At 65.4% G+C, this 25,239-nt stretch carries 22 protein-coding genes; 6 read left to right on the top strand and 16 right to left on the bottom strand.

Annotated elements, in window-relative coordinates; genetic code table 11:
- Positions 1-255, top strand: a 255-nt coding sequence (locus tag H162_RS35020) for a hypothetical protein (RefSeq protein ID WP_211223737.1), incomplete at its 5' end; no start/stop codon positions are given.
- Positions 256-326: 71 nt separating this feature from the next.
- Here H162_RS35020 and cyaY read toward each other — a convergent pair.
- Positions 327-656, bottom strand: coding sequence for an iron donor protein CyaY (cyaY, locus tag H162_RS0122330; RefSeq protein WP_020655716.1), 330 nt, complete (start codon positions 654-656; stop codon positions 327-329).
- Positions 657-684: 28 nt separating this feature from the next.
- Between cyaY and lptM the strand changes: the two genes are divergently transcribed.
- Together lptM and lysA are read left to right on the top strand one after the other, a co-directional pair.
- Positions 685-876 (top strand): LPS translocon maturation chaperone LptM, encoded by a 192-nt coding sequence (lptM, locus tag H162_RS33460; protein WP_084677094.1) that lies wholly within the window; start codon positions 685-687, stop codon positions 874-876.
- A gap of 2 nt (positions 877-878) precedes the next feature.
- Positions 879-2,156, top strand: coding sequence for a diaminopimelate decarboxylase (gene lysA / locus H162_RS0122325; RefSeq protein ID WP_020655715.1), 1,278 nt, complete (start codon positions 879-881; stop codon positions 2,154-2,156).
- Positions 2,157-2,487: 331 nt separating this feature from the next.
- Here lysA and ilvD read toward each other — a convergent pair whose 3' ends face one another.
- From ilvD to H162_RS0122295, 6 genes are all read right to left on the bottom strand, one after another.
- On the bottom strand, positions 2,488-4,350 hold the full coding sequence (ilvD, locus tag H162_RS0122320) for a dihydroxy-acid dehydratase (RefSeq protein ID WP_020655714.1): 1,863 nt from the start codon (positions 4,348-4,350) through the stop codon (positions 2,488-2,490).
- Between the two features lie 118 nt (positions 4,351-4,468).
- Entirely contained in the window at positions 4,469-5,089 is a 621-nt protein-coding gene (gene msrQ / locus H162_RS0122315; RefSeq protein ID WP_020655713.1) for a protein-methionine-sulfoxide reductase heme-binding subunit MsrQ, read from the bottom strand.
- Between the two features lie 3 nt (positions 5,090-5,092).
- Positions 5,093-6,070: a protein-methionine-sulfoxide reductase catalytic subunit MsrP gene (msrP, locus tag H162_RS0122310; RefSeq protein ID WP_020655712.1), complete on the bottom strand. Its 978-nt coding sequence runs from the start codon at positions 6,068-6,070 to the stop codon at positions 5,093-5,095.
- Between the two features lie 79 nt (positions 6,071-6,149).
- Entirely contained in the window at positions 6,150-7,310 is a 1,161-nt protein-coding gene (gene ccsB, locus H162_RS0122305) for a c-type cytochrome biogenesis protein CcsB (protein ID WP_020655711.1), read from the bottom strand.
- 24 nt (positions 7,311-7,334) lie between these two features.
- Positions 7,335-9,425: a cytochrome c biogenesis protein ResB gene (locus tag H162_RS0122300; RefSeq protein WP_020655710.1), complete on the bottom strand. Its 2,091-nt coding sequence runs from the start codon at positions 9,423-9,425 to the stop codon at positions 7,335-7,337.
- Positions 9,426-9,609: 184 nt separating this feature from the next.
- Positions 9,610-10,272, bottom strand: coding sequence for a c-type cytochrome (locus tag H162_RS0122295; protein ID WP_026354951.1), 663 nt, complete (start codon positions 10,270-10,272; stop codon positions 9,610-9,612).
- 154 nt (positions 10,273-10,426) lie between these two features.
- Between H162_RS0122295 and yihA the strand changes: the two genes are divergently transcribed.
- Positions 10,427-11,158, top strand: a complete 732-nt coding sequence (gene yihA / locus H162_RS0122290; RefSeq protein WP_020655708.1) for a ribosome biogenesis GTP-binding protein YihA/YsxC — start codon at positions 10,427-10,429, stop codon at positions 11,156-11,158.
- 18 nt (positions 11,159-11,176) lie between these two features.
- Complete coding sequence (gene hemB / locus H162_RS0122285) at positions 11,177-12,190, top strand: porphobilinogen synthase (protein ID WP_020655707.1); 1,014 nt, start codon at positions 11,177-11,179, stop codon at positions 12,188-12,190.
- A gap of 78 nt (positions 12,191-12,268) precedes the next feature.
- Here hemB and H162_RS0122280 read toward each other — a convergent pair whose 3' ends face one another.
- The 5 genes from H162_RS0122280 to H162_RS0122260 form a co-directional block, all read right to left on the bottom strand.
- On the bottom strand, positions 12,269-13,180 hold the full coding sequence (locus H162_RS0122280) for a hypothetical protein (protein ID WP_020655706.1): 912 nt from the start codon (positions 13,178-13,180) through the stop codon (positions 12,269-12,271).
- A 189-nt stretch (positions 13,181-13,369) separates the two neighbouring features.
- On the bottom strand, positions 13,370-16,465 hold the full coding sequence (locus tag H162_RS31580) for an efflux RND transporter permease subunit (RefSeq protein ID WP_040787922.1): 3,096 nt from the start codon (positions 16,463-16,465) through the stop codon (positions 13,370-13,372).
- Between the two features lie 2 nt (positions 16,466-16,467).
- Positions 16,468-17,631 (bottom strand): efflux RND transporter periplasmic adaptor subunit, encoded by a 1,164-nt coding sequence (locus H162_RS0122270; RefSeq protein WP_026354949.1) that lies wholly within the window; start codon positions 17,629-17,631, stop codon positions 16,468-16,470.
- Between the two features lie 97 nt (positions 17,632-17,728).
- A complete protein-coding gene (locus H162_RS0122265) occupies positions 17,729-19,093 on the bottom strand; it encodes an ATP-binding protein (protein ID WP_020655703.1) in 1,365 nt (454 codons plus the stop codon).
- Positions 19,090-19,818, bottom strand: coding sequence for a response regulator (locus H162_RS0122260; protein ID WP_020655702.1), 729 nt, complete (start codon positions 19,816-19,818; stop codon positions 19,090-19,092). Before H162_RS0122260 ends, H162_RS0122265 begins: the two co-directional genes overlap by 4 nt.
- Positions 19,819-20,010: 192 nt before the next feature.
- On the opposite strand from H162_RS0122260, the gene H162_RS0122255 reads away from it, so the two are divergent.
- Positions 20,011-20,541: a Spy/CpxP family protein refolding chaperone gene (locus tag H162_RS0122255; RefSeq protein WP_020655701.1), complete on the top strand. Its 531-nt coding sequence runs from the start codon at positions 20,011-20,013 to the stop codon at positions 20,539-20,541.
- 138 nt (positions 20,542-20,679) lie between these two features.
- On the opposite strand, the gene dsbD is transcribed toward H162_RS0122255, so the two are convergent.
- From dsbD to rpsD, 4 genes are all read right to left on the bottom strand, one after another.
- Positions 20,680-22,539: a protein-disulfide reductase DsbD gene (gene dsbD, locus H162_RS0122250; protein ID WP_026354948.1), complete on the bottom strand. Its 1,860-nt coding sequence runs from the start codon at positions 22,537-22,539 to the stop codon at positions 20,680-20,682.
- A gap of 128 nt (positions 22,540-22,667) precedes the next feature.
- Positions 22,668-23,063: a 50S ribosomal protein L17 gene (rplQ, locus tag H162_RS0122245; RefSeq protein WP_026354947.1), complete on the bottom strand. Its 396-nt coding sequence runs from the start codon at positions 23,061-23,063 to the stop codon at positions 22,668-22,670.
- Positions 23,064-23,279: 216 nt separating this feature from the next.
- A complete protein-coding gene (locus H162_RS0122240) occupies positions 23,280-24,257 on the bottom strand; it encodes a DNA-directed RNA polymerase subunit alpha (protein ID WP_026354946.1) in 978 nt (325 codons plus the stop codon).
- Between the two features lie 288 nt (positions 24,258-24,545).
- Positions 24,546-25,169: a 30S ribosomal protein S4 gene (gene rpsD / locus H162_RS0122235; protein WP_020655697.1), complete on the bottom strand. Its 624-nt coding sequence runs from the start codon at positions 25,167-25,169 to the stop codon at positions 24,546-24,548.
- Positions 25,170-25,239: the final 70 nt, after the last annotated feature.

The raw sequence follows: 25,239 nt of genomic DNA, 5'->3' as shown, positions 1-25,239 counted from the left end.
CGCTTCCGCGGATTGGCCAAGGTAAAGGCACAGGCGCTGCTTGCCGCTGCATGCCAGAACATGAAGAAGATGGCGTGCCTGCTGGAACAGGCCTTGCGCCTATTTTTGCGCCGAAAATCAGGCTCACCGCGCCATCACAAGCTCTCGTATGGACTCCACACGGACTTGTTGCGGTACCAGCGAATTTTTTCGCCAGGTACGCTCCCAATGTCCTGGGCAAGCTGCCTCAAAATGCAACAAACCCTGCCTTCGTAAAAAAGACGGGGTTTGTCAGCGGTCTGAGGCGGCCACCGGCCGCCTTTTTCATTGCTTCGCCGGCTCGCCGCTTACACCAGCGACACCTGCGCTCCGCCCTGCTCGCCCGCATAACGCGACAGCGAGGCAAACAGCTCGCTGTCGTCGCGGGTGTTGCGCCACTCGTCGCCCACGCGCTTGTAGTGGAAGCCGCCCGAACGCGCCGCCACCCACATCTCCTGCAGCGGGGCCTGGCTGTTGACGATGATCTTCGTGCCGTTGTCGATGAACTCGATTTCCAGCACGTTGCCGCTGCGCTTGCACTCGACATCGAGCGTGTCTTCGTCGTTCAGGCGGTCGAAGGCTTCTTCGATCCGGTTGAGGGTGCTTTCGGCCAGGTCCAAAAATTCGCTTTCGGTCATGCTACACTCCAAAATCTGCCAATAAACCATGATTCTAATCGTGAAGTCCTCCATCGCGCTCCTTCCCGGCGCTGCCCTGCTCGCGCTAGCGCTGTCCGGCTGTGGCCAGACGGGTCCGCTCTACCTGCCGAACCCGCCCGCCAAGCCGGCCACCACCGCTTCGCAACCGCCCCAGCCTGTCCCGTCCAATAACGCCTCCGTCCCTGCCCCGACCAAATAATCATGTCGCATTTTTCGTACCAACACGGCGTCCTGAACGCCGAAAGCCTGCCTTTGCCCGAGATCGCCGAAGAGTTCGGCACCCCGACCTACGTCTACTCGAAAGCCGCGCTGCTCGAGAACTTCGGCGCCTACCACGACGCCTGCAAGGGCCGTGACGCCCTGGTCTGCTATGCGATGAAGGCCAACTCGAACCTGGCGATCATCGACCTGCTGGCGCGCGAAGGCGCGGGCTTCGACATCGTGTCGGGCGGCGAACTGCTGCGCGTGATCGCGGCCGGCGGCGATCCGGGCAAGACCATCTTCTCGGGCGTCGGCAAGACGGTCGAGGAAATGCAGCTGGCGCTGGAAAAAGGCATCCTCTGCTTCAACGTCGAATCGATCCCCGAACTGCACCGCCTGAACGACGTCGCCGGCCGGATGGGCAAGCGCGCGCCGGTATCGCTGCGCGTGAACCCGAACGTGGACGCCAAGACCCACCCGTACATCGCGACCGGCCTGAAGGCCAACAAGTTCGGCGTGGCCTTCGACGACGCACTGGACACCTACCGTACCGCCACTTCGCTGCCGCACCTGGAAGTGGTCGGCATCGACTGCCACATCGGCTCGCAGCTACTGGACGACGCGCCGCTGCTGGAAGCGCTGGACAAGCTGATCGAGCTGATCGACACCCTGGAAACCGAAGGCATCCGCCTGCACCACCTGGACATCGGCGGCGGCATTGGCGTGGACTACGGCGCGGCCGGCGACAAGCCGCCGGTGCCGGTCGGCGAGTACCTGGGCCGCCTGTTCGCGCGCATCGACGCCTGGCGCAACGAACGCCACGGCGGCCAGCCGATCAAGGTGATCTTCGAGCCGGGCCGTTCGATCGTGGCGAATACCGGCGTGCTGGTGACGCGCATCGAATTCCTGAAGCCGGGCGCGGAAAAGAACTTCTGCATCGTCGACGCGGCCATGAACGACCTGATGCGCCCGACCCTGTACCAGGCCTGGATGGGCGTGCAGGCGGTGACGCCGCGCGATGGCCAGGCGCTGACCTACGACCTGGTCGGTCCGATCTGCGAGTCGGGCGACTGGCTGGCGCGCGAGCGCGACCTGGCGGTCGAGCCGGGCGACCTGCTGGCGGTCATGACGGCCGGCGCCTACGGCATGACGATGGCGTCCAACTACAACACCCGCGGCCGCGCGGCCGAGGTCATCGTCGACGGCGGCCAGGTCCACCTGGTGCGCAAGCGCGAGAATCCGGCCGACCTGTTCGCGCTGGAGTCGATGATCAAGTAAGCAAAACAAAAAACCGCCTCCCGGCGGTTTTTTTGGGTTCTTCAAGCATTCAGGGTCAGGTCTGTCATTCGGACACCGATAGTGCACTTTTGCTCTATCTCAAAATGCTGGCTTGTTTATCTCAAACCCGTCAATGCCCGATTCCCATTTATCACCGCAACCCGCGCATCACGGACCATGTCCGAAAGAGGAAAAAAGTCTCAGCATACTTAAAACCGTTCTGAGATTTCGCAAGAACTGTGCGTCCATGTCCGAATGACAGACCTGACCCTGAATGTCCAGGAAGAAAAAAACCGCCTTCCGGCGGTTTTTTTTTGCCTCTGGCGCCGGGTTAGCGCTTCAGCTGCGACAGGTCGCGCACCGCGCCGCGGTCGGCGGAGGTGGTCAGCGCGGCATAGGCCTGCAGCGCCTGCGAGACATAGCGTTCGCGACCCACCGGCTGCCATGCGTCCTGGCCGCGCGCTTCCATCGTTGCGCGGCGCTGCGCCAGCTCGGCGCTGTCGACGCGCAGGTTGATGGTGCGCGCCGGGATGTCGATGTCGATCATGTCGCCCTCTTCCACCAGGCCGATCGCGCCGCCTTCCGCCGCTTCCGGCGAGGCGTGGCCGATCACCAGGCCCGACGAGCCGCCCGAGAAGCGGCCGTCCGTGAACAGCGCGCAGGCCTTGCCCAGTCCCTTCGACTTGATGTACGAGGTCGGGTACAGCATCTCCTGCATGCCCGGACCGCCCTTCGGGCCTTCGTAGCGGATGATGACGACGTCGCCCGCATGCACGGTGTCGCCCAGGATCGCTTCCACCGCCGCGTCCTGGCTTTCGAACACGCGCGCCTTGCCAGAGAACTTCAGGATGCTTTCGTCCACGCCGGCGGTCTTCACGATGCAGCCCTTTTCCGCGATGTTCCCGTACAGGACGGCCAGGCCGCCATCCTGCGAATACGCGTGCGCGCGGTCGCGGATGCAGCCGGCGCTGCGATCGAGGTCGTTGGCGTCGAAGCGCTCCGACTGCGAGAACGCCACCTGGGTCGGCACCCCGCCCGGCGCCGCGCGGAACAGCTGGTGCACCTCGCGGTCGTCGCTACGGCGGATGTCGTACTTCTCGATCGCTTCACCCATCGTCGGGCTGTGCACCGTCGGCAGCGACGTGTCCAGCAGGCCGGCGCGCGCCAGCTCGCCCAGGATCGCGATGATGCCGCCGGCGCGGTGCACGTCCTCGATGTGGTACTTGTCCGTCATTGGCGCCACCTTGCACAGGCACGGGACCTTGCGCGAGATGCGGTCGATGTCGGCCATCGTGAACTCGACCTGCGCCTCGTGCGCGGCGGCCAGCAGGTGCAGCACGGTGTTGGTCGAGCCGCCCATCGAGACGTCCAGCGCCATCGCGTTCTCGAACGCCGCCTTGGTGGCGATGTTGCGCGGCAGGACAGAGTAGTCGTCCTGCTCGTAGTGGCGCTTGGCGATGTCGACGATCAGGCGGCCGGCGCGCAGGAACAGTTCCTTGCGGTCGGAGTGGGTAGCCACGATGGTGCCGTTGCCCGGCAGGGCCAGGCCCAGCGCCTCGGTCAGGCAGTTCATCGAATTTGCCGTGAACATGCCCGAGCAGGAACCGCAGGTCGGACAGGCCGAGCGCTCGATTTCCGCGACGTCGGCATCGGACACCGAGGAGTCGCCGGCCTTGATCATGGCGTCGATCAGGTCGAGCTTGATGACCTTCCTGTCGTTGTTGACGACCTTGACCACCTTGCCCGCTTCCATCGGGCCGCCGGACACGAACACCACCGGGATGTTCAGGCGCATCGCGGCCATCAGCATGCCGGGCGTGATCTTGTCGCAGTTCGAGATGCAGACCATCGCATCGGCGCAGTGCGCGTTGACCATGTATTCGACCGAGTCGGCGATCAGGTCGCGCGACGGCAGCGAGTACAGCATGCCGCCGTGGCCCATCGCGATGCCGTCGTCGACGGCGATGGTGTTGAATTCCTTGGCGACGCCGCCGGCCGCTTCGATCTCGCGCGCCACCAGCTGGCCCAGGTCCTTCAGGTGCACGTGGCCCGGCACGAACTGCGTGAACGAGTTGACGACGGCGATGATCGGTTTCTCGAAGTCGCCATCCTTCATGCCGGTGGCGCGCCACAGCGCGCGCGCTCCCGCCATGTTGCGGCCCTGGGTGGTGGTACGGGAACGGTAAGTCGGCATGGGATCTCCTCGAACGGCAAACAAAATGGGAGTATCAGGGTGCCGCCTGCGTCACGAGTTGTCCAATATTTGATTCAGCAGCCTGTGATTCATTTGGCATATCACAGACTGCGTCAGCTCAGGCGCGCGCCGGCTGGGCCTGGGAGCGCGCCCAGTACACTCGCACCCCGAGCAGCACGGCCACGATCGACCCGAGCAGGATCGGTTCGGCGAAATCGCTCTTCCCCGCCCTCATCCACCAGAAATGCAGGATCGCCAGCGGCGCGATCAGGTAGATCAGGCGGTGCAGCCAGCGCCAGCGCTTGCCGCCCAGGCGCCGGATCATGCCGTTGGTGCTGGTCGCGGCCAGCGGGATCAGCATCACGAAGGCGATGAAGCCGACCGTGATGAAGGGCCGCTTGAGCACATCCTTCCACATTTCGGCCAGGTCGAAGAAGTGGTCGAACCACAGGAAGGTGATGAAGTGCAGCAGCGCGTAGAAGAAGCAGAACAGCCCGAACATGCGGCGCAGCTTGATGACCCAGTTCCAGCCGGAGAGGCGCCGCAGCGGCGTCACCGTCAACGTGATGCACAGGAAGTACAGCGCCCAGTCGCCGGTGGCGTGCGTGATGTAGGCCAGCGGCTCGGTCAGTTCGCCCTGCACCGTCAGCCATGCGGTGCGCGCGAACGGAACCAGCGACAGCGCGAACAGCACCGCCTTGATCCAGCCGAGCTGCCTGTCGTTCGGGGTGGTCGCCATCGCTCAGTAGAACTTCTTCAGGTCCATGCCGGTGTACAGCGACGCCACCTGGTCGTAGCCGTTGAACATCAGGGTCTTGCGCTTGGGCTGGAAGAAGCCGTCCTCGCCGATGCGGCGCTCGGTCGCCTGCGACCAGCGCGGGTGGTCGACATTCGGGTTCACGTTCGAATAGAAGCCGTATTCGTTCGGCGCCGAATCGTTCCAGGCGGTGCGCGGCTGCTTGCCCAGCAGGCGGATGCGCACGATCGACTTGGCCGACTTGAAGCCGTACTTCCAGGGCACGACCAGGCGCACCGGGGCGCCGTTCTGGTTCGGCAGCACCTGGCCGTACATGCCCACGGTCAGGAGGCTGAGCGGATGCATGGCTTCGTCCATGCGCAGGCCCTCGACATACGGCCAGTCCAGCACCCGGCTGCGCAGGCCCGGCATCTGGCTGCGGTCGGCCAGGGTGGTGAATTCGACGAAGCGCGCGTTACCGGTCGGCTCGACCTGGCGCAGCAGGTGCGACAGCGGATAGCCGACCCAGGGAATCACCATCGACCAGCCTTCGACGCAGCGCAGGCGGTAGATGCGCTCCTCGAGCGGCGCCAGCTTGAGCAGGCGGTCGATGTCGAGCGTGACCGGCTTCTTCACTTCGCCCTCGATGGTCACCGTCCACGGACGGGTGCGCAGGGTGTGGGCGTTTTCCGCCGGATCGGATTTGTCGGTCCCGAACTCGTAGAAGTTGTTGTAGCGGGTGGCGTCCTTGAAGGGCGTCTGCTTTTCGCTGGTCGACAGCGCAGGGTTGGCCTGCGCGGCCAGGCGCTGGCCGGCGGCCTGGGCGAAGGCCTCGCGGTTGGCCATCTCCCAGATGCCGGTGCCGACCGCGGCCGTGGCCGCGATACGGGCAAGAAAATCGCGCCGCCCTTCGTAGACTGCGCGCGGCGTGATCTCGGACGGGAACGGGAGATCGATCCCGTTCGGAGGACGTTTGATGAACATGGTGAACCCCGCAAGCAGAGAGAATCTTCACCATACACGAATTGGCTTAAGCAGGCGTTATGGCCTGCTTGAGCTCGCCTTACAGCTCGCCGTAGGAGTGCAGGCCCGACAGGAACATGTTCACGCCCAGGAAAGCGAAGGTCGTCACCAGCAGGCCCACCAGCGCCCACCAGGCCGCCGCGCGGCCGCGCAGGCCCGACATCAGGCGCATGTGCAGCCAGGCCGCGTAGTTCAGCCAGACGATCAGCGCCCAGGTTTCCTTCGGGTCCCACGACCAGTAGCCGCCCCAGGCTTCGGCCGCCCACAGCGCGCCCAGGATGGTGGCCACGGTGAAGAAGGCGAAACCGACCGAGATCGACTTGTACATCACGTCGTCCAGCACCTCGAGCGCCGGCAGGCGGTCGACCAGGATGCCGTGCGACTTGAGCAGGTAGGCGGTGCCGACCATCGCGGCCAGCGCGAAGGTGCCGTAGCCGATGAAGTTGGCCGGCACGTGGATCTTCATCCACCAGCTCTGCAGCGCAGGCACCAGCGGCTGGATCTGGGCGGCGTCGCGCGACACCGTGTACCACAGCAGGAAGGCGACCGCCGCCGAGATGATCAGCATGACGAAGGCGCCCAGCTGGCGGGTGCGGTAGTGCTCTTCGTAGTACAGGTAGAACATCGCGGTGATCAGCGCGAACAGGATGAACACTTCATACAGGTTCGACACCGGGATGTGGCCGACGTCGGGCCCGATCAGGTAGGACTCGAACCAGCGCACCATCATGCCGGTCGCGCCCAGCACCACGCCGGCCCAGCACAGCTTGGCCCCGACGGCGCCGCCGAAGCTGCTGCGGCCGATCAGGCCGATCCAGTAGAACGCGGTCGAGAACACGAACAGTGCGCTCATCCACAGGATGGCCGACTGGCTCGACAGCATGTACTTGAGGAAGAATTTCTGGTTGGCCGCCTCCAGGCTGTCGCCGTAGAGCGCGATCGCCCCCAGCGACAGCGCGCCGACCAGCGGCAGCAGCCAGCGCATCGGCTTCCAGTACCAGCCGAGCGCGGCGAACACCGGCGCGCTGCACAGCAGGATCGCCTTTTCGTAGATATCCATGTAGTCGGCGTAGCGGTTCAGCGCGAACAGCGCGGCCGCGAACAGGCCGATACCGTACAGCCAGTCGATGGCATTCAGGCGCCGGAAGTAACCCGGTTCCTCCTGATAGGTTTGAGACTGGCTTGCTTGAGACAAATCCATCGTTTCCTCCAGTTCGCCACCAGCTTACGCCGGTTGCGGCAGCTTTGCTTTCAGTTCTTCGTATTCACGCTCGAAGTCGAGCGTCTTGCGTTGGGTGCTCATCGCCATCAGCGCATGCGCGCCGCCGTCGACATTGCGGACCCAGACCCAGATCCGGCGTTCGCGGATATAGAACATCGCGAATACCCCGGCCACCAGCAGCAGGCAGCCCAGGTAGACCACATTCTTGCCCGGCGAGCGCGTCATCTGCAGCACCGAGGCCTTGACCTCGGTGAATTCGTCGAGCTGCAGGTAGACCGGGGCGCCGTACAGGAAGCTGTCGGCCAGGGCGTTGGTGGCCAGCTGCAGGAAGCGGCCATTCGCCTCGTTCGGCTCGGCCGCCTTGCCGCCGGCCCCCTCGCGCGCCACCTGCCACAGTTCCCACATGGAGCCGTTGAGCATCTTCATGAAGATATTCGCGGCCTTTTCCTGCTCGGCGGCCGGGATTTTTTCGAGGAATTCCGCGACCGCGACGAAACCGCCGCGTCCGCCCTCGCCGGCGAAGATCGTCAGGGTGCGCGTCGCCGAATCCTGCAGCTGGGCGGACAGCTCGGCGTCGCGCTGGGATGGCGAGAGTGCGCGCTGCGCATAGCGGCGGGCGGCCTCGGCGCGCGCCTTCGGATCGGCGAGCGCGGCGCGCAGGCGCATCCAGTCGCCCACGCCATGCTGGTCGTCGACCGGGATGCGCAGGAAGCTGAACGGCTCGGACGGGCTGGAACGCACGCCCGCCAGGTAGACCTGGGCGCCGTCGACCGTCACCGGCTGCATGTAGTTCAGGAATTCGCGCGCCTGGCCGGTCTTGTCGCGCAGCTTGTACTGGACGCTCGGGCCGACGTTCTTCATGTCCTTGTCGTTGGCGTTCTTGCCGGCCGAGCCGGACGCCTTGCCGAGCGTGGCGGCGAACTGCTCGTTGAACGAGGTGTTCTTGGCGACGGCGCGCGCATCGTTGCCGGCGGCGACGTTCTCGACGTTGAACGGACGGAAGCCGGACCATTCGATCGCATAGGTGTCGTCGCCAAGCTTGAGCGGGGTGGAAGCGTTGACCTGGCCCTGGATCGGGAAGGTCTTGGCGCCCGCCCCCGTCATCGGGAAACCGGTCAGCTTGAGCTTGCTGCCGCCATCGTCGAAGCTCGACTGGTAGACGGCGATGCCCTTGTAGATCAGCGGATGGTTGACCTTGATGCTGGCCGGGAAGCTCTTGCCGTTCTCGGGATCGTGGACCACGACTTCGCTGGCGAACAGCTTGGGCATGCCGGTCGAGTAGAACTCGATGACGAACTTCTTCAGCTCGATGGAGAACGGCAGTTCCTGCACCAGCACGCCGGACGGCTGGTTCAGGATCGCGGTATTGCTGGTCTGGCCTTCCGAGATCGCGGTATTGCCGCGGAAGCTGGGATTCGCGGCGCTCAGGCGGTGCTGGGCCGGGATCTCGGCGATCACGCCGCTGCCGGTAAAGGGGGTCTTGCCGAGGAACCACTGCTGGAAGCGGACGGGCAGCTCGGAATCGAACACGCCGCCCAGCAGGATCACGATGATGGCCGTATGCGCGAAGATATAGCCGAACTTGTTGCCGGCGCCCTTCTTCGCCGTCACCAGGGTGCCGCCATCCTTGGCCACCAGCTTCACCGCATAGCCGGCATGGCGCAGGCGGGCCTGGGTCTGGGCGGCGAGCTCGGCGCCGCCCAGCGGCGCCTGCCATTCGGCCTTGTGGTGGAAGTTGCGCAGCGAGTCTTCGCGCACGTGCTCGCGCCAGCTGCGCATGTCGCGCATCATCTTGGGAGCATTGCGCACGACGCACAGGCCGGTCGAAAGGATCAGCACCGCCAGGATCAGCAGGAACCACCAGGTCGTGTACACGCTGTACAGGCCGAGCATGCCGAACACTTCGAACCAGAACGGCCCGAACTGGTTGACGTAGTTGGTCATCGGCTCGTTCTGCTTGAGCACGGTACCGAGGGCGGAGGCGATCGCGATGATGGTCAGCAGGCTGATCGCGAAACGCATCGAGGACACCAGCTCGACGGTTTCGGCAAGCCAGCGGCGACGGGTATTCAGTTCAATTCCGGTGGTACTCATCTTCTACAACTCATCTGGTGTGCCGGTCGGGGCGCGGTCCGGACTACGCTCCCCGGCCACGCACGCCGCGCAGGCAGGCTGCGCAGGAAACCGGAGCATACAGCAAAAAAGGGCGCCAACTTCCGCGGACACCCTTTCTTTTTGTCAATATTTTGTAATTACAGGAACTATCGGCGGCGCCCGTTCAACGCAGGCCGGCGATGTAATCGGAGACCGCCTTCATCTCTTCCGGCGACATGCGCTGCGCCAGGGTGGTCATCTGCGGGCTGTTCTTGCGCACGCCGTTCTTGAAGGCGTCGAGCTGGGCGAAGGTGTAGTCCTGGTGCTGGCCGGACAGGCGCGGATATTGCGCCGGGATGCCGCCGGCGTTGGCGCCGTGGCAGCTGGCGCAGGCCGCGACGCCCTTCTCGGCGATACCGCCGCGATAGATCTTGCGGCCCAGTTCGACGGTATCCTTGTTCTTGGCCGCGCCCGGCTTCTGCTTCTGCATGGCGAGCCAGGCGGCGATGTTCTTTTTCTCGTCCTCGGTCAGCATCTTGGCGTAGGTCGTCATGACCGGCTGCTGGCGGTTCGGCGTCGTGAAGTCGATCAGCTGCTTGTGGGTGTATGCTTCGAACTGGCCGGCCAGCTTCGGGTTGGCCACGATGGTCGAGTTGCCCGCGGCGCCATGGCAGGACAGACAGGCCGGCAGGCCGCGCGCGGCGTCGCCGCTGTCGTACAGGGTGCCGCCCTTGGCGGGGTCGACCTTGGCGACGGCCTTCGGTGCTTCGGCCGCGGAAGCGCTAGCGCAGACAGCCAGGGTTGCAACCAACAAGGATCTCACAAACGGAAACGTCAAACGATTCATTCAAGCACCCTGAAAAAGTCAAAAACAGATTTCTGGAATTGTTCAGTGCAGCGGCCTTACTGGCGCCCCCCAGCAAAGGAGCATGGTTCAACCCCTTATTGTACAATAGCTTTGTTTCCACATCGCCATTCAGTTGTCTTTTACACCTCTCCTCATGTCCAAATTATGGCAGGCCCGGTTCTTCACGACCGTTAATCAGCTGCGCGATCTTCCTGGTACCTCGGTACCCGAAATCGCCTTCGCCGGGCGCTCGAACGCGGGCAAATCCACGGCGATCAATATCCTTACCAACCAGAAGGGCCTGGCTTTCGCGTCCAAGACGCCGGGCCGCACCCAGCACATCAACTATTTCTCGATCGGCGGCGCCCACGTGGGCCAGCACCGCAAGGATGCGGTGCGCGTCGACGAGATCGAAGCGCTGCTGGTCGACCTGCCGGGCTACGGCTATGCGGAAGTGTCGGGCACGGCCAAGCTGCACTGGCAGAAGCTGCTGGGCGACTATGTCCAGCGCCGCGAGCAGCTGGCCGCGCTGGTCCTGATCATGGACTCGCGCCGCCCGTTCACCGACCTCGACATCCAGATGCTGGAATGGTTCGCCCCGACCGGCAAGCCGATCCACTGCATCCTGACCAAGGCCGATAAGCTCAACCGCAACGAATCGACCAACGCCCTGCGCCAGGCGCGCTCGCTGCTCGACAGCTATGTCGACGAGGAAGGCAACGGCTTCCCGTTCACGGTGCAGCTGTTCTCCTCCCTCAAGCGCATCGGCATCGAGGAAGCGGATGCCAAGATCCTTGAACTGCTGGGGCTGGATGCCGGGGAGGCGCCAGCGGCGGAGGCTCGGGCAGACGAACCGCAGGCCGACGAAGACCAGGATTCCGAATAACTTTCCAGGAAGATTACGATGACGATCATCACCCCCGCCGCCTATCCTTCCGCACGCATGCGCCGCATGCGTCGCGACCCGTTCTCGCGCGCCCTGATGCGCGAAAACACGATCACGGCGTCGGACCTGATCTATCCGGTCTTCATCCTGGACGGCCAGAACCAGCGCCAGCAGGTGGCATCGATGCCGGGCGTGGAGCGCCTCTCGGTCGACCTGCTGCTGGGCCTGGCGGAAGAATGCGTCGGCCTGGGCATCCCGGCGCTGGCGCTGTTCCCGGTGGTCGACCAGTCGCTGAAGACCTATGACGGCGTCGAGGCGACCAATCCGGACGGCCTGGTGCCGCGCGCGGTCCGCGAACTGAAGCGCAACTTCCCGGAACTGGGCGTGATCTGCGACATCGCGCTGGATCCGTACACGACCCACGGCCAGGACGGCCTGCCGGACGAGACCGGCTACATCGTCAACGACAAGACCATCGAGATGCTGGTGCGCCAGGCGCTGACCCAGGCCGACGCCGGCGTGGACGTGGTGGCGCCGTCGGACATGATGGACGGCCGCATCGGCGCGATCCGCGCCGCGCTGGAAGAGCGCGGCCACATCCACACCCGCATCATGGCGTATTCGGCCAAGTACGCGTCGGCCTTCTACGGCCCGTTCCGCGACGCGGTGGGCTCGAGCGCCAACCTGGGCAAGGCCGACAAGAACACCTACCAGATGGACCCCGCCAACAGCGACGAGGCGCTGCGCGAAGTGGCGCTCGACCTGGCCGAGGGCGCGGACATGGTGATGGTCAAGCCGGGCATGCCCTACCTCGACGTCGTGCGCCGCGTGAAGGACGAGTTCAAGGTGCCGACCTTCGCCTACCAGGTCAGCGGCGAGTATGCGATGCTCAAGGCGGCGGCGCAGAACGGCTGGCTGGATCACGACAAGGTCATGATGGAGTCGATGATGGCGTTCAAGCGGGCGGGCGCGGATGGCGTGCTGACCTACTTCGCGCTGGAGATTGCGCGCAAGCTCAAGGCCAAGGGCTGAGTTTCGTACTGAACCAATGAAAAACCGTGCCTCGGCACGGTTTTTTGTTTGGGCTGGTAGTGTGCGAGCAAACCTGGCTCAGCGCCGCGCCGACTTGTACTCGGGGAACATCTCCTTGTACAGGAACTCCATCAGCTGCTGCGTATCCTCCGGCCGCGCACTGAGCTTCACCACCCTGCCCAGGCGGTGCGAATCCCACTCGAAGTCGCCTTTCTTCTCGCGCCGGATCAGCTCGATCATCTTCTTGATCACGGCCGTCTCGACATCCGGCTCGCTGCCCTGCTCCACCGTCACCTGCGTCAGCCAGCGGCGCTGGAAGTTCGGGTTCCAGCCGCGGAACTTCAGGTCCATGCTGTGGAAGGTCTTGTTCGAGATCGAGAAGATGCCGCCCGTCTCGTTGCGGTCTTCGCGGCCGCGGCCGTTGATGGCGGCGATATTGGCCAGCGCGTTGCGCGTGCCGCGTGCGGCGTCGCTTTCCTCGACCGGCTGCTCGCTGCCGGTCGGCGCTCCGCGCTGCTTGCGGCGCGCCTCGACCAGGGCGGCCATGTCCGTGATTTCCGGCGGCACCTCGGTCTTCGGCTGGGGCTGCGGCTTCGGCTCTTCCACCGGCCGCTCTTCCGGCTGGGTGATCGTGTTCTTCAGGCGCGCGATGTCGATCCGCTCCTTCTGCGGACGCGGCGTGCTCTTGATGGGCGAAGGCTTGGTGACCGGCTTCGGCGCCTGCTCGCGCTGCTGCGGCTTGGGCGGCTGCATCGGCTGGACGTACACCACCTCCCCCTCGCTCTCCGACGCCGGCCTGGCCTGCTTCTGGTCGGTCTCGGGCTGGAAGAACCAGATCGCGATCAGCAGCAGGTGCAGCCCGATCGTGGCGGCCAGTGCAGGACGGTTCGGCCCCTTGCGCCCATAGGTCGGCACGGCGCGCGGCAGCGGCTGCCCGCAGTGCGAGCATACTTCGCTGTCCGTGTCGTAGGTGTGGGAATGGTCACGCAAGGTAGATCGGTTTCCTGAAGACAACGTCAAAAAAACGCCAGAGAGCCGAAGTCTAACCGTTTTGCGGCGGCGGCGCACCTGATGCGCTGCCCGCCAGACTTAATTGATCGTTAAGGGATGTTACAGAATGTTTCGATCCATTTAAAACCGGCGGGCGCAGGGCTTGATGCCGCCGCGCCCGCCATGCCGTCAATGGGTGGCGGTCTCCAGCTTGGCCAGCTGCTCGTCCGACATCGGACCGGTACCGCTGTAGCGGTCGAGGTAGAGATAGATCACTGGCGTGATGTAGAGCGTGATGACCTGCGAGAAGATCAGGCCGCCCACCACCGCCAGGCCCAGCGGCTGGCGCAGCTCGGCGCCGGCGCCGATGCCGAGCGCGATCGGCAGCGCGCCCATCATTGCCGCCAGGGTGGTCATCAGGATCGGACGGAAGCGCAGGATGCAGGCCTCGCGGATCGCTTCCTGCGGCTTCATGCCGTGGCTGCGCTGGGCCTCGAGCGCGAAGTCGATCATCATGATCGCGTTCTTCTTCACGATACCGATCAGCATCAGGATGCCGATCATGGCGATCAGGGTCAGGTCCATGTCGAACAGCCACAGGGTCAGCAGCGCGCCCACCGCCGCCGACGGCAGGCCGGCCAGGATGGTCAGCGGGTGGATGTAGCTCTCGTAGAGCACGCCCAGCAGCACGTAGATCACGCCGATCGCCGTGATGATCAGGATCAGCTGGCTCGACTGGGTGTCCTGGAACACGGCCGCGTCGCCGCCGTAGTTGGTGATCACCGAGGCCGGCAGCTTGATGTCGCGCGCCATCTCGTCGATGGCGGCGGTGGCGTCGCCCAGCGGCACGCCCGGCGCCAGGTTGAACGACAGGGTGATCGCCTGCAGCTGGCCCTGGTGGTTGACCGCCAGCGGGCCGACCGTGCGCTTGATCGTGGCAAAGCTGGACAGCTTGACCAGGTCGCCGTTCTTGCTGCGCACCGAGACCCGCCCCAGCGCTTCTTCATAGTAGCGGTCGGCCGCGGCGGCCTCGAGGATCACGAAATAGCTGGCCGCGGTGGAATAGATGGTGGACACCTGGCGCTCGCCGAACGAGGCGTACAGCACCGTGCGCACGTCGGCCATTTCCACGCCCAGCAGCGCGGCCTTGTCGCGGTCGATGTCGACCGTCGCCTGCAAGGCCTTGTTCTGCGAGTCGCTGGTGACGTCGCGGAAGCGCTGGTCGGCACGCATGCGCTCGATGAACTGCGCGGCCCAGCCGCCGATCTCGCCGCCGGACACGCTCTGCAGGGTGTACTGGTAGCGGCTCTTGCTCTGGCGGCCGCCCAGCTGCAGGTTCTGCACCGGCGCCAGGAACACCTGCACGCCGGCGACCCCGCGCGTGGACTTGCGCAGCTCGTCGACCACCAGCGGCATCGGCGGACGCTCGCCGCGCGGCTTGAGCACCAGGAACATGCGGCCGGTGTTGCCGCCGCCGGTGAACGAGGTCACGTCCTTGACGTAGGGGCTGGCGCGGATGATGTCCACCACCTTGCCGTGCAGCTCGGCCAGCGCCGCCGACGAGGTGTCTTCGGAAGCCTCGACGGTCACGCGGATCTGGCCGATGTCTTCCTCAGGGAAGAAGCCTTTCGGCATGGTCATGTACAGCACGGCGGTCAGCGCGAAGGTGCCGGCGGCCAGCATCAGGACCAGGAAGCGGTGGCGCAGCGCCACGTCCAGGGTGCGCGCATAGGCGTCGCGCACGTTGACGAACATGGCTTCGAAGCGGCGCCCGATCCAGGACATTTCCTTCGGATCGACGTGGCCGCCGCCCTTGAGCATGCGCGAGCACAGCATCGGCACCAGGGTCAGCGACACGGCGGCCGAGACCAGCACCGCCAGGCCGACGATGACGGCGAATTCGCGGAACAGCAGGCCGATCACGCCCGGCATGAAGAAGATCGGGATGAACACCGCCACCAGCGAGATCGAGATCGAGATGATGGTGAAGCCCATCTCGCGCGCCCCGACCAGGGCCGCCTGCATCGGCTTCTTGCCCATCTCCATGTGGCGCACGATGTTCTCGAGCACCACGATGGCGTCGTCGACCACCAGGCCGACCGCCAGCGTAATGCCCAGCAGCGAAATGTTATCCAGGCTATAGCCGAGCGAGTAAAGCAGCGACAGCGCGCCCAGCAGCGAGATCGGCACCGTGATGGCGGGAATGAAGGTCGCAGCGAGGCGGTGCAGGAACAGGAAGATCACCAGGATGACCAGCACCACGGTGCCGGCCAGGGTCAGGTTGACGTCGTGCATCGCTTCGCGGATCGAGGTCGAGCGGTCGTTGACCAGGCTGATCTGGATCGAGGCCGGCAGCTGGCCCTCGAAGCGCGGGATCAGGGCGCGCACGGCATCGACCACCTGCACCGTGTTGGCGTTCGGCTGGCGCTGCACCATCAGCGAGATCGAGCGTTCGCCGTTCAGGCTGCCCGCCGCCTTGACCGACTGGTAGCTGTCCTCGACCTCGGCGATTTCCTTCAGGCGCACCGGCAGGCCGTCGCGGGTGGCGACGATCAGTTCCCTGAAGTCCTTGGCGCGCATCAGCTGGCCGCCGCCCTGGATGGTCAGGGACTGGGCCGGGCCGTCCAGGATGCCCAGCGGCGTGTTCGAGTTGGCGGCGCGCAGGGCCGTGGCCAGCTCGTCCATCGAGATATTGCGCGCATTCATCAGGTCGGACTTGGCGCGCACCCGCACGGCGAAGCGCTTCTGGCCGTTGATCGTCACCTGGGACACGCCCGGCACGGTCGAGATCGCCGGCGACACCAGGTTTTCGGCGTAGTCGTTCAGCTCCGCCAGGTCCATCGACGGCGAGCTCATGTGCATGAACAGCACCGGCGCATCGGCCGGGTTGATCTTGCGGTAGGACGGCAGGTCGGTCATTTCCTGCGGCAGCTGGCGCTGCGCCAGCAGCAGCGCGGCCTGGACGTCGACCGCGACCTTGTCGACGTCGATCGAATTGTCGAACTCCAGGGTCAGCGAGGTATTGCCCTGGGTGCTGGTGGAGGTGATCAGGTTGATGCCGGCGATCGTGGAGAACTGTTTCTCGAGCGGCAGCGCGACCGAGGACGCCATCGTCTCCGGGCTGGCGCCCGGCAGGTTGGCGTTGACGTTGATGACCGGCGTGTTATAGCTCGGCAAAGCCGCGACCGGGATGTGCATGTAGGCCAGGACGCCGACCAGCACCAGGCTGATCGACAGCAAGACCACCATCACCGGACGGCGGATACACAGCTCGGAAATATTCATGCTCAGGCACCCTTCTTCTGGCCAGCTGCCGCGCCCGGCTTGCCCGCGCCGGCCAGGCGCACCTTGCTGCCCGGACGCAGGTTCTGCTTGCCTTCAGTGATGACTTTTTCATTCCCGGACAGGCCCGACACCGCCGCGAAATCGCCGAACGCATGCAGTCGCTTGACCGGTATTTGACGCGCCGAACTGTCCTCACCGACAACATACACGAATGTGCCGCTGGTGTTGGTGATGATTGCGTTTTGCGGGACCACGACCGCGTCCTGCAGGGTCTGCACGGTGACGCGCGCGGTCACGTACTGGCCCGGCCACAGGCCGGTGTCGTGGTTGGCGAATTCGCCTTTCACGCGGATGGTGCCGGCTTCCGGGTCGACCGTGTTGTCGATGAAGCTCAGGTGGCCCAGCACCGCCTGGGACTCGGGCGTGACATTCGCGCGCAATTCGACCTTGCCCTGCTTCTGGGCGGCCATCAGGGCCGCCAGCGAGGATTCCGGCAGGGTGAACGAGACATTGATCGGATCGAGCTGGGTGATGGTGGTGAGCGAGGTCGTCATCTGCACCAGGCTGCCCGGGTGCACGTCGATCGCGCCGACCCGGCCCGACATCGGCGCGCGGATCGAGGTATAGCTGGCGCTCACCTGGCTGGCGCGCGCCGCCGCCTGGTTCGACTGCACCAGCGCGCGCTGGGCCTCGGCCTGGCTCTGCAGCGAATCGACGGCGCTCTGGGCCATGAATTTCTGCGCCACCAGTTCCTGGGCGCGCTTGAGCTGGCGCTCGAGATCGGCCAGGGTGGCACGGTCGCGCGCGACCTGGGCTTCGGCCCTGGCGACGTTGGCGCGGTCGGCGCGGTCGTCCAGCGAGAACATCAGCTGGCCTTCCTTGACGAACTCGCCTTCGCGGATGTGCACGGTGCGGATCGCGGCCGTGGTCTGCGGATGCAGGTCGACCGTGCGCACCGGGGTGACGGTGCCGGTGGCGAGCAGCTCGACGCCGACGTCGCGGCGCTGCGGCGCCACCACGTTGACCACCGTCGGCGGCATCGCGCCCGGGCCCTTGGCGCCGGCGCCGTTGTCGGCATGGGCCCCGCTGCCCTGGTTCAGGTACCATGCGCCGGCCACGGCTAGCGCAGCGATTCCGCAGATCAATCCCAGATTCTTCTTTTTCATTCGGTTCCCTTGCCGCCAGTGCCGGCGGCTCTTTCTATATCGTCGTTGGCGCGAGCGCGCAAATCGCGCCGCATTCTCGCACACCGTTGTTACAGGATTATTTTTTGTTCGGGTAATACTCAGGCAACATCAGGGTCACCTCGAGCCCTCCCTCGGGATGGTTGGCCAGCGCAATGCTGCCGCCATGGTGTTCGGCAATATTGCGCGCAATCGTCAGGCCCAGCCCGGTACCGCCGGACGCGCGCGAACGCGAGGTCTCGACCCGGTAGAACGGGTCGAACACCCGCACCAGTTCGCCCTGGGGGATGCCGGGACCGCGATCGCGGATACGCACGCGCGCCGCGCCGTTGATGCGGTCGACGCACACGCGCGCCTCGCGGCCATACTTCACCGCGTTGTCGATCAGGTTGCCGAGGCAGCGGCGCAGGTCGAGCGGGCGGCCCAGCAGGGCCATCGACGCCTTGCCCTCCAGCTCGACCTGCTGGCCGGCGTCGCTGGCGTCGGCGCACACCGCTTCCAGCAGCGAATCGAGGTCGAGCATCTGCATGGGCGCGGTGGTGTCCATGCTGCGCGCCAGCACCAGGCCTTCGCGCACCATTTCCTGCATCGCCGACAGGTCGCCGATCAGGCGTTCCTGCAGCTCGGCGTCGGACACCTTCTCGAGCCGCAGGCGCATGCGCGTCAGCGGGGTCTGCAGGTCGTGGGTGATCGCGGCCAGCATCTGGGTGCGCTGGAAGATGTACTGGCGCAGGCGCGCCTGCATCGCATTGAACGCGGCGCTGGCCTGGCGGATCTCGCTGGCGCCGGTCAGGTCGAGCGGCGCGCGGTTGATGTCCTGGCCGAGGTCCTGGGCGGCCTGGGCCAGCTGCTTGAGCGGGCGCGTGGTCATGCGCGCCACCACATAGGCCAGCGAGCCGATGCTGACCAGGAACAGGGCGATCACGGAGCGGAGATCCATCTCGGGGCCGGCCATCGCCGAGCGCGGCGGCAGCACCAGCAGGCGCAGCTCGGCGCCGTCGCGCAGGCGCACGTTGAGCGTCTCGCAGGCGCCGCGCCACTGGGTGCGCAGCAGGCCGTAGAGCACCGGCTGGTGGTGCGGCATGTCGCACGAGGGCGGGCGCGAGGCGGCCGAGGCGACGGTATAGCCCTCGCCCAGGCGCGCCGCCAGCGAGTGCGCAAACCAGCTCGACGAGGCCGCCAGCGGCTGGGCCGTGCCGACTTCCAGGCGCAGGCCGGGACGGTTGGCCACCGCCAGGTAGACCGAGCGCGCCGAGTCCGGCACGATCTCGGTCGCCATGATCAGTTGCTCGGCGCGTTCCAGCAGGTGCTGGTCGCGTTGTTCCTCGATGGCGCGCTGGCGTTCGTAGTCGGATGCCAGCTGGGTCAGGGTTGCGGAGATCAGGATGCCGAGCAGCATGGTGATGAACACCCGCCCGGTCATCGATCCGAAGAAGGCTTTCACACCGGGGGCTCCACGGTGACTTGTCCGGCCAGCACATAGCCGCCGTTACGCACCGTCTTGATGATCTGGGGCATGCGCGCATCTTCGCCCAGCTTCTGGCGCAGGCGGCTGATCTGGATGTCGATCGAGCGGTCGAACGGGTCGGCGTCGCGGCCCTGGGTCAGGTTCAGCAGCTGGTCGCGGTTCAGCACCCGGTTCGGATGCTCGAGGAATACGCGCAGCAGGCGGAATTCGGCGCCCGACAGCATGATCACGATGCCGTCCGGATTGACCAGGTGGCGCGCGGTGAGGTCCAGGGTCCAGCCCGAGAAGCGCATCTGCTGCACGTTGTCGGACGGCGCGTTGGAGGGCATCGCATGGGAACGGCGCAGCACGCTGCGGATGCGCGCCAGCAGTTCGCGCGGCTCGAAGGGCTTGGGCAGGTAGTCGTCGGCGCCCATTTCCAGGCCGAGGATGCGGTCCAGCGGCTCGTTGCGGGCGGTCAGCATGATGACCGGCAGGCTGGACGTGGCGCGCAGCTTGCGGCACAGGGTCAGGCCGTCGTCGCCGGGCATGTTCAGGTCGAGCACGATCAGGTCCGGGCGGGCGTCGTCGAGCGCCTTCCACATCGCGCTGCCGTCGGCGGCGGCCATGGTGCGGTAGCCGTTCGACTCGAGATAGTCCGCCAGCAAGGTGCGGATGTCGCGGTCGTCGTCGACGATCAGAATCGTAGAGGGAGTATCCATAAGCTCAATTATCCGCGTCTGGCGGAAGGCCGGAGTGCCGTTTTGTATCGGTTTTGTATAAGCGCTCACCCACGAAACATATTGATACAAAGTACCAGACAGGGGAAATCCAGTGGTTACAAGTTTTGGCGAAGATGGATCCCGTGCAGCAAACGACCGGTGCACACCACCTACCCTTACAAAGGAACAAGCATGAACACCCTCCGCAAGAATATCGTGATCGCCCTCGCCGCTCTCGGCATCGCTGGCGCCGCAGTCGGCGTCCAGGCGCAGACCCAGGCCCCGGCCGCCGATGGCCGCCACGGCCACGCATTGACCGTGGAGCAACGCCAGGCCAAGAAGGCCGAGTTCCGCGCCAAGCATGCCCAGGCGCGTGCCGAGCACCAGGCGAAACTGCGCGACGCGCTGAAGCTGACGCCGGCGCAGCAGCCGGCCTGGGATGCGTTTGTCGCGAGCATGACGCCGGACCGGAAAGGCGAGCGCGCCGGCCGCCCGGACCGCGCCGCCTGGGACAGCCTGAGCGCGCCGCAGCGCATGCAGAAGCGCATCGACATGCAGAAGGAACGCACCGCGCGCATGGAAGCGCGCCTGTCGGCCCTGAACAGCTTCTACACGGTGCTCACGCCCGAGCAGCGCAAGGTCTTCGACGAGCAGTCGAAACAGCGCCACGGCGGGCGTCATCATCGCGGCCATGGCCATGGTCACGGCATGATGCACGGCTGATTGGCTAAACCATCAACGCAAAAGGACGCCCGCGGGCGTCCATTTTTTTGGTGCATCCGTAGGGCTGGCGGGTTCCCCGCCAACGCGTCCAGGCAGCGTTTGCCGATCGCGTTGGCAGCGAAGCTGCCAACCCTGCTGTCACCTCTCCAGTTTGCCCAGCGACACCAGGAACTTGCGCGCATCCTGGTAGCCGATCACGCGGCTGTCCGGAATCTCGCGCCCATCGCGGTCGAACAGGATGATGCCCGGCGGCCCGAACAGGCCGAAGCGCTTGAGCATCGCCTTGTCGTCGGCATCGTTGGCGGTGACGTCGACCTGCAGCAGCACGGTGCCGGCGAGTTTCGCCTGCACCGCCGGATCGATGAAGGTCAGCTTTTCCATTTCGATGCAGGACACGCACCAGTCGGCATAGAAGTCCAGCATCGCGGTCTTGCCCTTGTGATCGGCCAGCACCTGCTCGAGCTGGGCCACGGTCTTCACGCGCTGGAACTTCAGGTGCGCCTGCGGTGCGCCGCCGCGCAGGTGGGCCAGCGGCGCGAGCGCATCGCGCCCGCCGCTGGCCGCGCCGACCAGCTGCATGCCGCCCAGCAGCGCGAACGCGACGCCGGCGGCCATCGACGCCCAATGGCGGTGATGGCGCAGCAGGTAGAGGCCATAGCCGAGCAGCAGCGCGGCCCACAGCAGCATCTGGGCCAGCGCCGGGATCACCGGCGACACCATCCACACGGCCATGGCCAGCATCAGGACGCCGAACAGGCGCTTGACCGATTCCATCCACTTGCCCGCGCGCGGCAGCAGCGAGCCGGCCGAGACGCCGACCAGCAGCAGCGGGATGCTCATGCCGGCCGCCATCGAGAACAGCGCGGCGCCGCCCACCAGCACGTCGCGCGTCTGGCTGATGTAGACCAGCGCGCCGGCCAGCGGCGCGGCCACGCAGGGTCCGACGATCAGGGCCGAGATCGCGCCCATCGCGAACACGCCGGCCAGCTTGCCCGAGGCCTGGCGGCCGGACACGCCGGCCAGGCGGGTCTGCAGCGCGGCCGGCATCTGCAGCTCATAGAAGCCGAACATCGACAGCGACATGGTGACGATCAGGAGCGCGAAGCCGCCCAGCACCCACGGGTTCTGCAGCGCGGCCGCGAGGCCCTCGCCGACCAGGCCGGCCGCGATGCCCAGCGCCGTGTAGACGATCGCCATGCCGAGCGAATACGCCAGCGACAGCACGAAGCCGCGCGAGCGGCGCACCTGGCGGCCTTCGCCGACGATGATCGAGGACAGGATCGGCACCATCGGCAGCACGCAGGGCGTGAACGCCAGGCCCAGGCCCAGCAGCACGAAGGCCGGGATGATGGCCAGCAGGCGGCCGCCCTGCAGGATGCTGGCGATGCTGGAGAGCTCGGATTGCGCCGCCGGCGCGGCCGCGGCGGACGGGGGATTCGCGTCGGCGCTGTTCGCAGCCGGCGCGCTGTCGGCAACCGGCTGGGACGGGAGCGGCACCGACATCGCGGGTGACGCGCCCGCCGCGGCGCCGATCGGCAGGCCGCCGCCGGACTGGGCCCCGCCCACGGCGAGCGAGGCCGTGTGTTCCTGCGGCGGATAGCACAGGCCGGCGTCGGCGCAGCCCTGGCTGCTCGCCACCAGCGTGAAGTTGCCGCTGCCTTCGACCGGAATCCGGATCGTCACCGAACCCTTGTAGGTCTCGACATCCTTCTGGAAGGTCTCGTCGAACTTGACCTTGCCCGGCGGGATCTGCGGCGTGCCGAGGGTGACGCCATCGGCCTTGAAGCCGAAACGTTCGCGGTACATGTAGTAGCCGTCGGCGATCTGGTAGCGCACTTCGAGCGTCTGCGGGTCGGCCATGCGCGCGGCGAAGCGGAAGGCCACGGCGGGATCGAGGAACTCCTCTTCGGCGCGCGCAGCGCTGGAAAAGAACAGGGCGAAGGCTGCGAACAGCGTCAGGCAGGCCTGCAGCAGGCTTCTGGTAGTCAAACGGTGCATGGTCTCGGATGGGTTGTTACAGCGCACCGGAATGGTACACCGGCTGGACATTTCGCGTACTCGGCCGTGTTTACGCAGGGACGAAAAAAAACCAGGCCGGAGCCTGGTCTTTTTTTCCGTGTCGCCGATTACTCAGCGGTCGGTGCTTCGTCAGCAGCGCCGACTTCCGGACGGTCGAGCAGCTCGACGTAGGCCATCGGCGCGTTGTCGCCAACGCGGAAACCCATCTTCAGGATGCGCAGGTAGCCGCCGTTGCGGGTGGCGTAGCGCGGGCCCAGTTCAGCGAACAGCTTCTGCACGATTTCGCGGTCGCGCAGGCGAGCGAACGCCAGGCGCTTGTTGGCCAGCGTGTCGGTCTTGCCCAGGGTCAGGATCGGCTCGACGACGCGACGCAGTTCCTTAGCTTTCGGAACGGTGGTCTTGATGGCTTCGTGGCGCAGCAGCGAAACGGTCATGTTGCGCAGCATTGCCAGGCGGTGGGAAGAAGTACGGTTCAGCTTACGGAGGCCGTGACGGTGACGCATGGTAGTTCCTTTCGGTGTTTTCGATTCCAGTTCTTCGATCGTTCATGCCAGGGCATGACCGCGGACCGGTTCAGGGTTAAAACCGCCTGCAGCAACATGCCTCAGACGGGGTGCAACAAAAACGGATCAACAGCTAACGTCGCGGGACCTCGAGAAACCGTAGCGAGCAGGCCGGAAATGTGCCCGCGCAGCAGGTTTATCGAGGTCCCGCCACGATTACTTCTCGAGGCCGGCTGGCGGCCAGTTTTCGAGTTTCATGCCCAGGGTCAGGCCGCGCGAAGCCAGCACTTCCTTGATTTCGTTGAGCGACTTGCGGCCCAGGTTCGGGGTCTTCAGCAGCTCGTTTTCCGAACGCTGGATCAGGTCGCCGATGTAGTAGATGTTCTCGGCCTTCAGGCAGTTCGCCGAACGGACGGTCAGCTCCAGGTCGTCCACCGGACGCAGCAGGATCGGATCGACCAGCGGAGCGCGCGACGGCGCTTCGGCGGCGGCTTCGGTGCCTTCCAGGGCGGCGAACACGTTCAGCTGGTCAACCAGGACGCGGGCCGACTGGCGGATCGCTTCTTCCGGGGTGATCACGCCGTTGGTCTCGATGTTGATGATCAGCTTGTCCAGGTCGGTACGCTGTTCGACACGGGCCGATTCCACGGCGTAGGACACGCGACGCACTGGCGAGAACGATGCATCCAGGATGATGCGGCCGATGGTCTTGTTGGTGTCTTCCGACAGGCGGCGCACGTTACCCGGCACATAGCCACGGCCCTTCTCGACCTTGATCTGCATGTCGAGCTTGCCGCCAGCGGTCAGGTGAGCGATCACGTGGTCCGGGTTGATCAGTTCGACGTCATGCGGCAGGTCGATGTCCGAAGCCAGCACCGCGCCCTCGCCTTCCTTCTTCAGGGTCAGGGTGACGGAGTCACGGTTGTGCACCTTGAACACCACGCCCTTCAGGTTCAGCAGCAGGTCGACCACGTCTTCCTGGACGCCGTCCAGCGACGAGTACTCGTGCACGACGCCGGCGATGGTCACTTCGGTCGGAGCGTAGCCGATCATCGACGACAGCAGCACGCGGCGCAGCGCGTTGCCCAGGGTGTGGCCGTAGCCACGCTCGAACGGCTCCATCACGACTTTGGCGTGACCGGCGCCCAGGGCTTCGACATCGATAATACGTGGCTTCAACAGACTGTTTTGCATGAATGTCCTCTTCAATACCCTCGGCTCGTTACACCGATAAGGCTGATGGCATTAGAAAAAAAAGCTCGCTCGAAAGAGCAAGCGGTGATACGAATTCGGTTGCGACGGAGGCGGTGGAAGTCCGGGACTCGTTGCGGCGCCAATCCTTGATTGCTGCGGCCGCGCCACCACCACGTCGATCCCGCGCAGGCGGGGACCCAGGTTTCGCGATGTAGCCGGCAAAACCGGGCCCCGCCTTCGCGGGGGTGACGACTGGGGGACGGCCAATGGCCATCCCCCGGGTCGTCATTAACGCGAGTACAGTTCGACGATCAGCGCTTCGTTGACGTCAGCAGCGATCTCGTTACGCTCAGGGAACGAACGGAAGGTGCCTTCCAGCTTCTTGGCATCGACCGAGACCCAGCTCGGGAAGCCGACTTGCTCAGCCAGCGACAGGGCTTCAGCGATACGCACTTGCTTCTTGGCCTTTTCGCGGACGGCGATGACGTCGCCGGTCTTGACCGAGTACGAAGCGATGTTGACCACGTTGCCGTTCACGGTGAAGGCTTTGTGGCTGACCAGCTGGCGCGCTTCGGCGCGGGTCGAGCCGAAGCCCATGCGGTAGCAGACGTTGTCCAGGCGCGATTCCAGCAGGCGCAGCAGGGTTTCACCGGTGTTGCCCTTGCGGCGCGACGCTTCGGCGAAGTAGCGGCGGAACTGACGCTCCAGCACGCCGTAGATACGCTTGACCTTCTGCTTTTCACGCAGCTGGTTGCCGTAGTCCGAGGTGCGGGCACCCGACTTGACGCCGTGCTGGCCTGGCTTGACGTCCAGTTTGCACTTCGAGTCGAGCGAGCGGCGTGCGCTCTTCAGGAACAGATCGGTGCCTTCACGGCGCGACAGTTTTGCTTTTGGTCCGATATAACGTGCCACGTTAGAATCCTTTTAAATAATCACGCCCCAGCGGTGTCAGCGACACCCAGGCGCTAGTCCGGTTCTGCAT

It is taken from the genome of Massilia niastensis DSM 21313 (assembly GCF_000382345.1).
Classification (GTDB): Bacteria; Pseudomonadota; Gammaproteobacteria; order Burkholderiales; family Burkholderiaceae_D; genus Telluria; species Telluria niastensis.
The sequence above is the reverse complement of the archived record's forward strand: the minus strand, read 5'-3'. Positions and strand labels throughout refer to the sequence as shown.